We start from the raw sequence: 13,076 nt of genomic DNA, 5'->3' as shown, positions 1-13,076 counted from the left end.
GTCTGCTGCCCGGCCGTCCGGGCTGTCAACGCGGGCTTTCGGCGAGTGGAAACCGGGAGCGGACATGCTGACGACGGACGGTGCCCCGCCGCGCGAGGTGGTGGGCCCGCTGGTCCGGGGGCTGGCGGTGCTGCGCCGGGTGGCCGGGGCGGGCGGCCGCCGCAGCGCGGGCGACCTGGTGCGCGACACCGGCCTGGCGCGCTCCACGATCGACCGCGTGCTCAGCACCCTGGAACGGCTCGGCCACCTGCGGCTGGAGGGGCGGGACGCGGTGCTCGCACCGGGCCTGATGGAGCTGGGCAACGCCTACCTGGCCGCCTGCGGGCTGCCCGCGCTGCTCGGCCCGCTCGCCGACCGGCTGGCCGACGAACTGGACGAGTCGGTCTCGGTCGCCGTCCCGGACGGCGACCGCGTCCGCTTCGTCCACCAGGCCGCGCGCCGGCGAGCGATGTCGGTGGCGTTCCGCGTCGGCGACGCGCTGCCCGCCGAGTGCGGCGCGCCCGGCGCACTGTTCGCGGCCGGCTGGACGCCCGGCGACTGGAAGCACTGGCGGCGGTGCCGCACGGCCGACCCGGACCTGCTCGGGTTCTGGGCCCTGCCTCCAGAGGCCGCCCCGCCGGACGGCCGGGCGGCCGGCGGCTTCCAGGAACGGGCCGCCGCCGCCCGGCGGACCGGCTGGTCGCTGGACGACCAGCTCATCGAGCCCGGACTCGTAGCCGTCGCCCTCCCGGTCCGGGACGCCGCCGGCCGCCCGGTGTGCGCGGTGAGCGTGGTCAGCCACACCAGCAGGCACACCGCCGAGTCACTGCGGGAGGCGGTGCTCGGCGCGCTCCGGGAGACGGTCGCGCGGATGGAACACGCCCTGGTCCGGGATGCCCGCCGGGCCGGTGCCGGGGTGCCGCCGCAGGCCGTGGCCGCCGAACGGGCCCGGACCTCGAAACGGGAACTGGGCCCGGAGTTCGTGGAGTCGCTCGCCCGGGGCCTGGGGGTGCTGACGGCCTTCGGCGAGGACCGGCCGCAGGCGACGCTCGCCACCCTGGCGCAGGCCACCGGGCTGCCCCGGGCCACCGTGCGCCGGTCGCTGATCACTCTGGCCCACCTCGGCTACGTGACGGCCGACGACGGGCTGTTCCGGCCCGCGCCACGGGTGCTGGAGCTGGGGTTCGCCCAGGTGAGCGCAGGTCTCACCGTGGCCCGGATCGCCCGGCCGCACCTGGTGTCCCTGGTGGAGCGGATCCGCGACTCGGCGTCGATGGCCGTCCTGGACGGCGACGACATCCGGTACGTGGCGCGGGTGCCCACGGTGCGGATCATGAGCGTCGACATCACGCTGGGCACCCGGCTGCCCGCGTACGCCACCTCGATGGGCCGGGTGCTGCTGGCCGGCTTGCCCGAGGAGGAACGGGCCCGCCGCCTGGCACGAGCTCGCCTGGAGCCCCTGACCCGCCGTACCGTCACCGACCCGGCCCGGCTGGAGGCGATCCTGGCGCAGGTCGGCCGGGACGGCCACGCCCTGGTCGACGAGGAGCTGGAGGAGGGGCTGAGGTCCATCGCCGTCCCGGTGCGCGATCGGGCCGGGCGGGTGACGGCCGCCGTCAACGTGTCCATGCACGCCAGCCGGCGCACCGCCCGGCAGGCCGTCGAGTCGCTGCTACCCGCGCTGCGGGACGCGGCCGCCCGCATCGAGGCGGACCTGCACGTGGCCGGGCGCTTCGTCCGGCTCGACACCGACTGAGGGATCGTCCGGCTCGACGTCGTCCGACTCGGCATCGTCCAGCCCGGCGTCGTCCGGTCCGGCGTCGTCCGGCTCGGCGTCGGCCGGGAGAGCGGCCGACGGGCCGACCGGGACCTCGATGAACTCGATCGCCGCGTCGGCCAGCCGCCGGGCGGGCTCCTCGTAGCGGGCGCGCAGCTCCCGCAGTAGCCGCTGCCCGCGCACCGCCGGCCAGTCGGGCGGCAGGTGCTCCACCGGCAGCCGGGGGTCCATCCTGACCAGTTGCAGCCACTCGGTGGTCATCCACAGGTAGCGGGCCAGGTCGTCGGGGGCGTGCGGGATCGGGTCGGGGCGGTCCCAGCGGTCCAGGAACGCCTGGTGGGCCGAGGCGAGGGCGGCCAGGTCGAAGGCGTCGCGGATCATCGCCGCGACGTCGGTCGGCTCCTCGGCGACGCTGGTGAAGACCTTGACGTGGTCGCTCAGCCCCAGACCCGCGATCGTCGGGCCCATCTCGACCCGGGACGGGGCGATCCAGATCCCGTTGCCCATCGAGCCGAACCCGGCCCAGGTCAGCGCCGAGCGCAGGTCGTGGCGGCGGCTCTGCCAGGACTCGGGCATGGAGAACGCCAGCAGGGTCCACCGGCCGTCCCAGTCGTCGTTGACCACGCTGCGCCGCCAGACCCGGTTCTCGCCGTCCTGCAGGATCCGGGCCGAACGCTCGGTGAGCCCGAAGTGCATCCGCCGTCCGCGCCGGTGCCGGGCCAGCAGGTCACGGGCGACCATCCGGCTGAGCGTGGAGCGGATCGCGTGCTCGCCCACGCCCAGCCTGGCGAAGATCTCGATGAAGCTGGCCGAGGACACCGCGATGTCGCGCCGCAGCACATAGTTGCCCAGGAACGTCAGCATGAGCGACTGTGGCCGTAGGCGGGGCGACGGGCCGTCGGCGCCCTGGGAGGGCGGTTCCAGCTCCACCACAGAGGGATCGTTCACCAAGGGGGCTCCCATCCTGCCGGTGTGGTGACGGTGCGGCGGTATGCCGGCCGCGGCGGTCCTCCGCAATGTTGTGCAGAGTATTGACCGCTGTAACGAATCTGCCTAAGTTCAGCTTACCTCCCCCGGCGCCGGGCGCCGGGCGGCGCGGGGACGACCCCGGCGCCCGGCCCCGGCCTGGGCGGCTCTCCCACCCCCAGGAGGCCTCCTGTGCGCAGATTCGTCCCGTTCCTGGCCGCCGCCGCACTCGCCCTGGCGGGCTGCGGCGGCTCCGGCGGCTCCGGAGACTCCGGCGACGGAGCCATCAAGATCGGTTTCATCGAGTCGCTGACCGGCAACTACGCCCCACTCGGCGGCGAGGCCAAGAAGACCGTCGATCTGGCGGTCGAGCAGATCAACGCGGCCGGGGGCATCAAGGGCCGCAGGATCGAGCTGATCACCCTCGACGACAGGACCGCCCCCGACCAGGGCGTGCTGCACTTCAACAGGCTCCGGACCGAGAAGGTCACCGCGATCATCGGCTCCACCTTCTCCAACGTGGGCCTGGCGGTGGAGCCGCTGGCCGAGCGGGAGAAGATCCCCTACATCTCGCTGGCCCCGGCCGACGAGCAGGTCGATCCGATCCGCAGGTACACCTTCGTGGTCCCGGCCATCTCCTCCACCTACGCCGAGGCGATGCTGCAGTACTGGCAGGCCCACAAGATCACCAGGGTGGCCGTCGCCTACGACACCAAGAGCGCCTACTCCAAGGCCGGCTTCGCGGGCATGAAACGGCTGGCGCCCAAGTACGGCGTGCAGATCGTCCGCGAGGAGCCCTACGAGACCACCGCCTCGGACTTCAGCCCGATCTTCACCCATGTGCGCGGCAGCGACGCCCAGGCCATGATGGCCTGGGCCAGCGGGGCGCCCGGCGTCACCCTTGCCAAGCAGTACCCCAACTCCGGCCTGCGGCTGCCGCTGTACATGACCGGCTCGCAGGCCAGCAAACTGTGGCTGGAGCCCGTCGGCCCCGCCGCCGAGGGCGTCTACGTGCAGAGCGCCATCGGGGTCGTCGGAGAGTACCTGCCGGACGGCAAGCTGAAGTCGGCCATCAAGGAGATGGCCGACCCGTTCCGGCAGAAGTACGGCTATGACGCGCCGCAGTTCGCCCAGGACGGCTACTCCGGCGTCAGACTGCTGGCCGCCGCGATCGAGAAGGCCGGCACCGACCGGGAGCGGATCCGCGACGCCCTGGAGACCATGACGCTGGTCACCCCGGCGGGCAAGTACACCTACAGCGCCACCGACCACTCCGGCCTGCGCGCCACCGACATCTCCATGAACCAGGTCAAGGACGGCAGGCTCGTCCCCACCGACTGGTCCAAACGGCGGCTGGCCGAGACCGCCCGGGCGGTCGGGTGAGCGCCGTGCTCCGGATCGAGTCGGTCAGCCGGGCGTTCGGCGGCGTGTACGCCGTCCGCGACGTCAGCCTGACCGTCGCCGAGGGCGAGACCCGCGCCGTGATCGGCCCCAACGGCGCGGGCAAGTCCACCCTGTTCAACCTGATCAGCGGTCATCTCGTCCCCGACGCGGGCACCGTGTCCTACGGCCCGCGGGGACAGTGGCGGCGCATCGACGGCCTGCCCCCGCACGCCCGGGCCCGGCTGGGCATCGCCATCGTCTTCCAGGGCGCCCGGCTGTTCGGCGGGATGACCGCGCTGGAGAACGTGATGGTCGGCGCGCACGCCCGTACCCGGCACGGCTTCCTGGCCGGGGCGCTGCGGCTGCCCGGGCAGCGGCGCGAGGAGGCCGAGATCAGGGCCGACGCGCTGGCCGCTCTGGAGCGGGTCGGCCTGCGCGAGTGGGCCCATCGCGCCGCCGACGTGCTGCCGCTGGGCCAGCAGCGTTCCCTCCAGGTGGCCCGGGCGCTGTGTGCCAGGCCCCGCCTGCTGCTGCTGGACGAGCCCGCCTCCGGGCTGCGCGCCGCCGAACGCGAGGCGCTGGCCCAACTGATCGAGGGGCTGCGCGAGGAGGGCCTGACCACGATGCTCATCGAGCACGACGTCGCGTTCGTCGCCCGGCTTGCCGACCGCGTCAGCGTCCTGGACCTCGGTGCGCACATCGCCGAGGGCACCCCCGAGGAGATCCGCGCCGACGAGGCCGTGCTGACCGCCTACCTGGGGGAGGGGGTGTCATGACCCCTGTCGTGCCCCCTGTTGTGGAGGTCGGTGACCTCGTCGTGCGGTACGGGACGGCCACGGCGCTGGACCGGGTGAGCCTCACGGTGGGCGCCGGCGAGCTGGTGGCGCTGGTCGGGCCGAACGGGGCGGGCAAGTCCTCCCTGGTCAACGCGATCATGGGGATTGTCCGCCCGGCCTCGGGACGGGTGCGGGTGTCCGGGCGGGTGGCGCTGGTGCCCGAGGGGCGGCAGATGTTCGGCGACCTGTCCGTGGACGACAACCTCAGGCTCGGCGCTTGGCGGCGGCGGGGCAGACCCGGGGCGCGCGACACCTCCCGGGTGTACGAGGTGCTGCCGGAGCTGACCCGCGTCCGCCACCAGCGGGCCGGCACCCTGTCGGGCGGCCAGCAGCAGATGGTGGCCTTCGGCCGGGCGCTGATGGCCGAGCCCGACGTGGTGGTCGTGGACGAGCTGTCGCTGGGGCTGGCGCCGATGGTCACCGCCGGCCTGGCCGAGCACCTGCGGTCGCTGAACGCCGGGCGCGGCCTGGCGGTGCTGCTCATCGAGCAGAACGCCCGGCTGGCCCTGGACCTGTGCGGCCGCGGCTACGTACTGGAGGCTGGGCGGATCCGCGCGCAGGGCAGCGCGGACGAACTGGCCCGCAGCGCGGAGGTGGCCGCCGCCTACCTCGGTGGCCCCGCCACCACCGCCGAGCCGGGCGGAAGCGGGCCGGAGGGAACCGGACCGGACGGGACCAAGCGGGGCGCGGCCAAGGGGGGCGGGACCGGGCCGGGCGGGGCGGTCTCCGGCAGGGAGGCGCGGCCGTGAGCGACTTCCTGCAGTACCTGATCTCCGGGCTGGCCGTCGGCTGCGGTTTCGCGCTGCTGGCCAGCGGGCTGGTGACCATCCACCGGGTGACCCGCGTGGTCAACTTCGCCCAGGGCATGTTCGCCGTGGTGGCCGGGCTGACCGCCGGATCGCTACTGTCGGCGGGGCTGCCGCACGGCCTGGCCGAGGTCGCCGCGGTCGCGGTGGCGGGCGCGGCCGGCCTGCTGGTCGGGCTGATCGCTACTGGCAGGCGCGGCACCAGTGCCCAGTCCGCGCTGATCGTGACGCTGGGCCTGGGCTTCGTGGCCTACGCGGTGGAAATCATGATCTGGGGTGACAACCCCCGCTCGCATCCGGGCCTGGGCGGCAGCGTGCAGTTCGCCGGGGCCTTCGTGCAGAAACAGTCGTTCCTGGTGATCGGCGTGACCGCGGTGGTGTTCGCTGCGCTGTGGCTGTTCTTCAACCGCAGCTACCCCGGCAAGGCCCTGTCGGCCTGCGCGTCCAACCCGTATGCGGCGCGGGCGGTGGGCATCGACGTGACCCGGATGGGGCTGGTCGCCTTCGCGCTCGGCGGGATGCTCGGCGGCACGGCCGGCGTGCTGCTCACCCCGATGCTGCCGATCTCCTACAACAGCGACGTCCTGCTGATCACCAACGGGTTCGCGGCGGCGGTGCTGGGCGGCCTGAACCGGCCCGGCCCGGCGCTGGCCGGCGCGCTGGTCCTGGGCGTCGCCGAGGCGATGGTCGCCGGCTACTACGAGGCCGCCTACCAGACCGTGGTGGCGCTGGCGTTGATGCTGGCCATCATGATCTGGCAGTCCTCGCGCAGGACCGCCCTCCAGGAGGAGACCGCCCGATGAAGCCGTCCCCCCGTGTCCTGGTGGCCGCCGCGGTGTGCGCGGCCGCGCTGGCGGCGCCCCTGCTGCTGTCGGAGGCGCAGGTCTCGGTGTACGTCCTGCTGCTGCTGGCGGCGTGCGTGGTGACCGGCCTGTCCATGCTGATGGGCTACGCCGGGCAGGTCTCGCTGGGCCAGGCGTCCTTCTTCATGGTCGGCGGCTACACCGCCGCGCTGATCACCACCCACGGCAGGCCGTCCTGGCTGGGGCTGGCGGCCGCTCCGCTGGTGGCCGCCGCGCTGGCCGCGCTGATCGGCGTACCGCTGCTGCGGCTGCGCGGGCACCAGCTCGCCTTCGCCACGCTCGCCGTCCAGCTGATCCTGCTCAACCTGGTCGGCCAGCAGGAGTGGACCGGCGGCGACATCGGCCTGCAGGGAGTGCCCCGGCTGGAGATCGCCGGCTACGAGTTCGCCACCGACCTTTCCTACGCCTACCTCGCACTGGCCGCGCTCGGGCTGATCGCCCTCATCACCCGCAACATCGTGGCCTCCCGGCCGGGCCGCGGCCTGCGCGCACTGGCCACCAGCGAGGTCGCCGCGGCCTCGTCGGGGGTGCCCGTGGCCACCTATAAGCTGGCGGTCTTCAGCCTGTCGGCCGGTTTCGCCGGGCTGGCGGGCGGGATCTACGCCTTCTACATCGGCTACGTGGCGCCCGGATCGTTCCCGGTGCTGCTGTCCTTCGAGTACGTCGTGATGGTCGTGGTCGGCGGCGCCGGCACCGTCTACGGTGCGCTGGCCGGCGCCACCGTCATCACCCTGCTGCTCCAGTTGCTCAACAACGTCGGGACGATGGAGGGGATGCCGGCCGCCGCGCCCACCGTGCTGTCGTACGCGGTGTACGGGCTGCTGCTCATCCTCATCGTGCTGTTCATGCCGCGCGGGCTGGTGCCCAGCGCCACCGGCTGGTGGGAGCGGCGCGCCGCGCGCGGTGCCCCGGCGTCCGACGAACCCGACGCCGCTCCGGTCCGCGATCTGGCGCGCACCTCACCCTGACCCGTCCATCCCATTCGTCGCCTACCGGCCGGGACCCTTCCCGCGGACCTTCTCCGCCTCGTCCCCGGCGCCCCGGAGCTGACCCGCCCCCCTCCTCGGAAGGACCGCCTGATGCGCAACCAGGGACTGGGGTCATGGCCCGCACGCCGGGCGCGCAAGACCCCGCAGCGCACCGCCACCATCCACCAGGACCGCCGGCAGACCTACGCACAGCTGAACGAGCGCGTCACCCGGCTCGCGCACGCGCTGCGCGAGCTGGGCGTCCGGCGCGGCGACCGGGTCGCCTACCTTGGCCCCAACCACCCCTCCTTCCTGGAGACCCTGTTCGCCGCCGGGCTGCTGGGCGGGGTGTTCGTCCCGCTCAACACCCGGCTGGCGGGCCCGGAAATCGCCTTCCAACTCGCTGACTCGGGCGCCTCGGCGCTGGTGTACGGGCCCTCGCACGCGGAACTGGTGGACGGCGGCGCCCGCGCGGCGTCGGTGCGCGCGCACGTCGCGCTGGCCGGGCCGCGCCCCGGTGCGCACGGCTACGAGGACCTGCTGGCGGGGGCCGCCGCCGAGCCCATCGACGAGCCGGTCGCCCTGGACGAGACCTGCATGATCATGTACACCTCCGGGACGACCGGCCGGCCCAAGGGCGCCGCGCTCACCCACGGCAACATCACCTGGAACGCGATCAACGTTCTGGTCGACCACGACCTGCTCGCCGACGAGGTGGCGCTGGTGTCCGCGCCGCTGTTCCACACCGCCGGGCTCAACATGCTCACCCTGCCGGTGTTGCTCAAGGGCGGCTGCTGCGTGCTGGTGCCCGGCTTCGACGCCGACGGCACCCTCGACCTGATCGAACGGCACCGGGTCACCTTCATGTTCGGGGTGCCCACGATGTTCCGGCAGGTGGCCCGCTCGCCCCGCTGGGCGGCCGCCGACCTGTCCTCGGTGCGGCTGCTGACCTGCGGTGGCGCGCCCGTGCCGCCCTCGCTGATCGCCGCCTACGCCGAGCGCGGGCTGACGTTCCTGCAGGGGTACGGGATGACCGAGGCGGCGCCCGGCACCCTGTTCCTGGACGCCGGGCACGCCACCGCCAAGGCCGGGTCGGCGGGCGTGCCGCACTTCTTCAGCGACGTGCGCGTGGTCGGCCCCGACCTCACCGAGGTGGCGCCGGGGGAGACCGGCGAGGTCATCGTCAGCGGCCCGCACGTGATGCCCGGCTACTGGGGGCTGCCCGAGGAGACCGCCGCCGTCTTCACCGACGGCTGGTTCCACACCGGCGACGCGGCCCGCATCGACGAGGACGGCTACGCCTACATCGTGGACCGAATGAAGGACATGATCATCTCCGGTGGGGAGAACGTCTCTCCGGCCGAGATCGAGAAGGCCGTCCTGGCCGACCCCGACGTGCTGGACTGCGCGGTCATCGGGGTGCCCGACCCCACCTGGGGCGAGGTGGGCCGCGCCGTGGTGGTGGCGCGGCCCGGCTCCGGGCTCACCGAGCGGCGGGTGCTGGACGGCCTGGCCGGCCGGATGGCCAAGTACAAGATCCCCAAGTCGGTGGTGTTCGCCGACGAACTGCCGCGCAACGCGGCCGGGAAGGTCCTCAAGTCCGTGCTGCGCGGCACCTACGGCGACCGCTGAACCTCGCCTACTGCGGCCCGGGGGAGGGCTCGCTGTAGAACTGCCCCGGCCCCTGGGGCGCCGCCCCCTGCTGCTGTGGGGGCGGCCCGTACTGCTGTGGAGCCTGGGGCTGCTGCGAGGCTTGGGGCTGGTGCGGAGCCTGGGATTGCTGCGGGGGTCCGGGCTGGGGCGGAAACTGCTGGTGCGGAGGCTGGGGCTGCTGCGGTGCGGGCCCCGGCTGGTGCGGACCCTGCGGCGGGGCGGGCTGCTGCCGCTGCCAGCGGTTCAGCGCGGCCAGGGCGATCTCCTGGGTGCGGGTCAGCCGCCCAGAACCCTGGTCGGGCCCGGAGCCCCCGGAGCCCTGCCCGGGCTCCGGCGGCACCGCCTGCCGCGCCGCCACCCGGGCCTTGACGCCCAGCGCGTACGACAGGCACAGCAGGAAGGTGAACACCACCAGGTAGGCGCCGTGCTCGACCAGATCCATCATCTTGCCCTCGACCCCGGCCAGCACGCAGAACACGGCGAACCCGAGCACCCAGCCGAACAGCGCCGGCAGGAACCACACGTCCCGGCGGCGCACCAGCCCGACCAGGGCCAGCAGCACCAGCAGGCCCTCCACGACCTTGACCGCGATCAGCGCGGGGGAGGCGGCGCCCTCGCCCAGATAGCCCGCCATCTCCATACGGTGGGCGCTCCAGCCGAGCACCGACAGCAGCAGGGTGCTGACCCCGTAGGCCACCATGAAGATGCCGATCGGGTAGTGGAACCGGTGGAAGGTCACCCGCCGCGGCTGCTGCCCCGGCAGATCCGGCAGCGGCGGTGGAACGGACGGCGCCTGCATCGGCTGCGGGGGTGGCGGAGGCGTCACCTGCACCGGCTGCGGCTGCGGCTGCGGCTGTTGCGGCGCGGACTGCTGCGGTAGGGGTTGCTGCAACGTGGGCTGCGGCGCGGGTGGGGAGGCCGGCGGCTCCGGGGGAACGACCTGCGGGGCGGTGGCCTTTGCCGGTCCCGGCGGAGGCGGCCCGGGCTGCGCCTCGGACGCCTGCTCGGGCCGGGATGCCCGCTCGTCCTGGGATGCCCGCTCGGGCCGGGATGCCCGCTCGGGCTCGGCCGGCAGCGGCTGGGGCGCGGTGGCCGCCGCGCCGGCCGGCTCGTCCTGGCGGGTCTGGTCGAGGGCGTCCGGGGAGACCCGCTCCGGTATCGCGATCTCCCGGGTCCGGTCGTCGTCCGGTGGTTGGTCCGTCACTACCGCCATCCTCCCCTGCAAAGCCCCCGGTCGTTATGCGAAAGATAGCCGGTTCGGGGCCCCGGCGGCGTGCCGTCGCCCCGCCCCGGTGCGGACCTATTGGCGCACCTTGCACCGAATGGTGCATATTTTGACGTGTTGCGGGTCATTCTATATTCCGCTTGTTCCGCGGGTAAATTTCGCAATGCGGCTTGCGGATCGAGTTGCGGGCGCGCGATGCTTTCCCGTATATCGGGCCGCATGATGATCACGGGGAGGTCCGAAGTGACGCCTGACAGCACTGAAACCGCCACACCGTACGACACCCGGTTGGAATATCTGGAAAGGCTGGGGGACGCGCTGGTCCACCGGGGTTTCCAGGTGCGCCTGAGCGCGCCCCTGGAACGGCCGGCCAGCCTGCATGTGATGAATCCGGAGGCGACCGCGCTCACCGAGAACATTCTCGCCGAGCAGGGCTCCGACGGCTGGTGGTTCTGGTGGTCGTGGGCCGAGCGCATCGCCGCGGCCGACGACGTCGCCACCGCCGCCGACCGGGTCGCCCGCGTCCTGGCCGTCCATTGATCCGTCGGTCCGGGCACGACCGCCGGATCGCGGGAACGCGCCTGCCGGGCCATCCCGGCCCGGTCAGGCGTGCGGCAGGATACGCGGTCAGGGACGTGGCTCGCGGGGCAGACCCAGGGTGCGTTCGGCGATGATGTTGCGCTGGATCTCGCTGGATCCGGCGTAGATGGTGTCGGCACGGCTGAACAGGAACAGCCGCTGCGCGTCGGTCGGCTCGTAGCGGTCCGGCGGCGCCGGCTCGGTGAGCATCCCGGCCGCGCCGTGCACGTCCACGGCCAGTTCGCCGAGCCGCCGGTGCCACTCCGACCAGTAGAGCTTGGCGATGGACACCTCCGGGCCCGGCTCGCCGGCGGCCAGGGACCGCATGGTGCGCAGCGCGTTGAAGCGCATGATCTCCAGCTCGATCCACGCCCGTGACAGCCGGTCGCGCAGCGCCGGGTCGCGGCCGGCCCCGTTGCGCCGGGCGACCTCGATGACCGCCTCCAGCTCGCGGCGGAACAGCAGTTGCTGTCCCAGCGTCGAGGCGCCCCGCTCGTACCCGAGCGTCGCCATCGCCACCCGCCAGCCGTCGCCGGGGGCGCCCAGGATGTTCTCCCGCGCCGTCCGCGCGCCGTCGAAGAACACCTCGTTGAACTCGCCGGTACCGGTGGCCTGGATGATCGGGCGCACCTCCACGCCCGGCTGCCGCATCGGGACCAGCAGGTAGGACAGGCCCCGGTGCCGGGTGCTGCCCGGCTCGGTACGGCAGACCACGAAGCACCAGTCGGCCACGTGCGCCAGCGACGTCCACACCTTCTGGCCGTGGATCACCCACTCGTCGCCCACCAGCTCGGCGCGGGTCTGCACGTTGGCCAGGTCCGACCCGGCGTCCGGCTCGGAGTAGCCCTGGCACCACAGCTCGTCGCCGCGCCGGATCGCGGGCAGGAACCGGCGCTTGTGGGCCTCGGTGCCGAAGTCGATGATGGTCGGGCCGATCAGCCCCTCGCCGATGTGCCCCACCCGGTGCGGCGCCCCGGCCCGCGCGTACTCCTCGAAGAAGACGACCTGCTGCTCCAGCGTGGCGTCGCGCCCGCCGTGCTCGGCCGGCCAGCCCAGGCACGTCCAGCCGGCCCTGCCCAGATGCCGTTCCCAGGCGTGCCGGATCTCGTGGCCCTCGTGCTCGCGGCCGGGCCCGCCCAGCCCGCGGGCGGCGGCGAAATCGCCGGTCAGGCTGTCCTCCAGCCAGCCGCGCACCTCCCGGCGGAACGCCTCCAGGTCCTCGCCGCCGTCCGACTCAGCCATCGAACCTCCCGTAGGCGCCCCGGTAGAACAGCAGCGGGTCGCCGTCATGGTGCTTGTCCAGGTGATGCACCCGGGCCACGACGATCCGGTGGTCGCCGGCCGGGATCTCCGCTTCCACCGCGCACTCGATCCAGGCCAGCGCGCCCTCCAGCACCGGCCCGCCGCCGGGCGAGAGCGTCCACTCCAGCCCGGCGAACTTGTCGCCGCCCTTGGCGGCGAGCCGGCGGCAGACCTCCTCCTGGGAGCGGCTCAGGATGTTGACGCACAACCGTTCGGCCTCGCGCAGCCGCGGCCAGCTGGTGCTGGTGTGCGCCACGCAGAACGACACCAGGGGCGGGTCCAGTGACACCGAGGTGAAGGAGTTGGCCGCCAGCCCCGCCGGCCGTCCGCCGGGACCGATCGCGGTGACGGCGACCACTCCGGTGGCGAACCGGCCGAGCACGGAACGGAACCGCGCGCCGTCGATGTCCGTCACGGACATGGCCGCCGTCCCCGACGGGCCGTTCGGCGACCCGGGCCCGCGCCGTCCCGCCTGCCGCTCGGAAAACCGGTCGGCAGGTGCGCAGCCGGCACCACAAGCCGCGTATGCCCGTTCGCCCATCGAAGCCGGTCCCTTCCGCCCGACGGGTCCCGGCGGCTCCCGGGATCCGTCTGCTGGCCAAGTGCCTGTTTGCGGGCAGGACGGCTCCGCTCGGGTGCCGACCCGCGCGGACGTGCCCTGTCCCGCATCCCATTCAACGGCCCCGCCCGCCCGTTCCGGCACGTCCTGTCCCGCTCAGCGGTGATATCGGTCCAAGGT

Annotated in this window: 12 protein-coding genes; 8 read left to right on the top strand and 4 right to left on the bottom strand. The window is 73.5% G+C overall.

All coding sequences use genetic code 11. The annotated features are described in order from the left end of the window. The first annotated feature begins 64 nt into the window (after positions 1-64). Positions 65-1,735, top strand: coding sequence for an IclR family transcriptional regulator domain-containing protein (locus C4U03_RS42855; protein ID WP_103939086.1), 1,671 nt, complete (start codon positions 65-67; stop codon positions 1,733-1,735). Here the strand turns inward: C4U03_RS42855 and C4U03_RS18775 are convergent. Further along, positions 1,652-2,704: a PaaX family transcriptional regulator gene (locus C4U03_RS18775; protein WP_235017954.1), complete on the bottom strand. Its 1,053-nt coding sequence runs from the start codon at positions 2,702-2,704 to the stop codon at positions 1,652-1,654. The two genes, C4U03_RS42855 and C4U03_RS18775, sit on opposite strands and share 84 nt — an antisense overlap. A gap of 210 nt (positions 2,705-2,914) precedes the next feature. Between C4U03_RS18775 and C4U03_RS18770 the strand changes: the two genes are divergently transcribed. From C4U03_RS18770 to C4U03_RS18745, 6 genes are all read left to right on the top strand, one after another. Then, complete coding sequence (locus tag C4U03_RS18770) at positions 2,915-4,105, top strand: ABC transporter substrate-binding protein (protein WP_103939085.1); 1,191 nt, start codon at positions 2,915-2,917, stop codon at positions 4,103-4,105. After that, complete coding sequence (locus tag C4U03_RS18765; RefSeq protein ID WP_103939084.1) at positions 4,102-4,881, top strand: ABC transporter ATP-binding protein; 780 nt, start codon at positions 4,102-4,104, stop codon at positions 4,879-4,881. Before C4U03_RS18770 ends, C4U03_RS18765 begins: the two co-directional genes overlap by 4 nt. Beyond that, positions 4,878-5,690 carry an ABC transporter ATP-binding protein gene (locus tag C4U03_RS18760; RefSeq protein ID WP_103939083.1) on the top strand — a complete coding sequence of 271 codons (813 nt, stop codon included), beginning with the start codon at positions 4,878-4,880 and terminating at the stop codon, positions 5,688-5,690. The genes C4U03_RS18765 and C4U03_RS18760 overlap by 4 nt, the downstream gene beginning before the upstream one ends. Next, on the top strand, positions 5,687-6,550 hold the full coding sequence (locus C4U03_RS18755) for a branched-chain amino acid ABC transporter permease (RefSeq protein ID WP_103939082.1): 864 nt from the start codon (positions 5,687-5,689) through the stop codon (positions 6,548-6,550). Before C4U03_RS18760 ends, C4U03_RS18755 begins: the two co-directional genes overlap by 4 nt. Continuing rightward, positions 6,547-7,578: a branched-chain amino acid ABC transporter permease gene (locus C4U03_RS18750; RefSeq protein ID WP_103939081.1), complete on the top strand. Its 1,032-nt coding sequence runs from the start codon at positions 6,547-6,549 to the stop codon at positions 7,576-7,578. The genes C4U03_RS18755 and C4U03_RS18750 overlap by 4 nt, the downstream gene beginning before the upstream one ends. Positions 7,579-7,689: 111 nt before the next feature. Next, positions 7,690-9,210: an acyl-CoA synthetase gene (locus tag C4U03_RS18745; RefSeq protein ID WP_103939080.1), complete on the top strand. Its 1,521-nt coding sequence runs from the start codon at positions 7,690-7,692 to the stop codon at positions 9,208-9,210. A 7-nt stretch (positions 9,211-9,217) separates the two neighbouring features. Here the strand turns inward: C4U03_RS18745 and C4U03_RS18740 are convergent, their stop codons facing one another. Further along, a complete protein-coding gene (locus C4U03_RS18740) occupies positions 9,218-10,435 on the bottom strand; it encodes a hypothetical protein (RefSeq protein WP_103939079.1) in 1,218 nt (405 codons plus the stop codon). A gap of 264 nt (positions 10,436-10,699) precedes the next feature. Here C4U03_RS18740 and C4U03_RS18735 point away from each other — a divergent pair, with 264 nt between their 5' ends. Beyond that, on the top strand, positions 10,700-10,996 hold the full coding sequence (locus tag C4U03_RS18735; RefSeq protein ID WP_103939078.1) for a hypothetical protein: 297 nt from the start codon (positions 10,700-10,702) through the stop codon (positions 10,994-10,996). Between the two features lie 87 nt (positions 10,997-11,083). On the opposite strand, the gene C4U03_RS18730 is transcribed toward C4U03_RS18735, so the two are convergent. Then, positions 11,084-12,277, bottom strand: coding sequence for an acyl-CoA dehydrogenase family protein (locus C4U03_RS18730; protein ID WP_103939077.1), 1,194 nt, complete (start codon positions 12,275-12,277; stop codon positions 11,084-11,086). Then, the gene (locus C4U03_RS18725) at positions 12,270-12,758 is read right to left on the bottom strand and encodes a flavin reductase family protein (RefSeq protein ID WP_103939076.1); all 489 of its coding nucleotides are present in this window, start codon (positions 12,756-12,758) and stop codon (positions 12,270-12,272) included. Before C4U03_RS18725 ends, C4U03_RS18730 begins: the two co-directional genes overlap by 8 nt. Positions 12,759-13,076 lie beyond the last annotated feature (318 nt).

This window comes from Thermomonospora echinospora (genome assembly GCF_900108175.1).
Taxonomy (GTDB): Bacteria; Actinomycetota; Actinomycetes; order Streptosporangiales; family Streptosporangiaceae; genus Thermomonospora; species Thermomonospora echinospora.
Note: the sequence above shows the minus strand (reverse complement) of the source record. Positions and strands in the feature narration are given on the sequence as shown.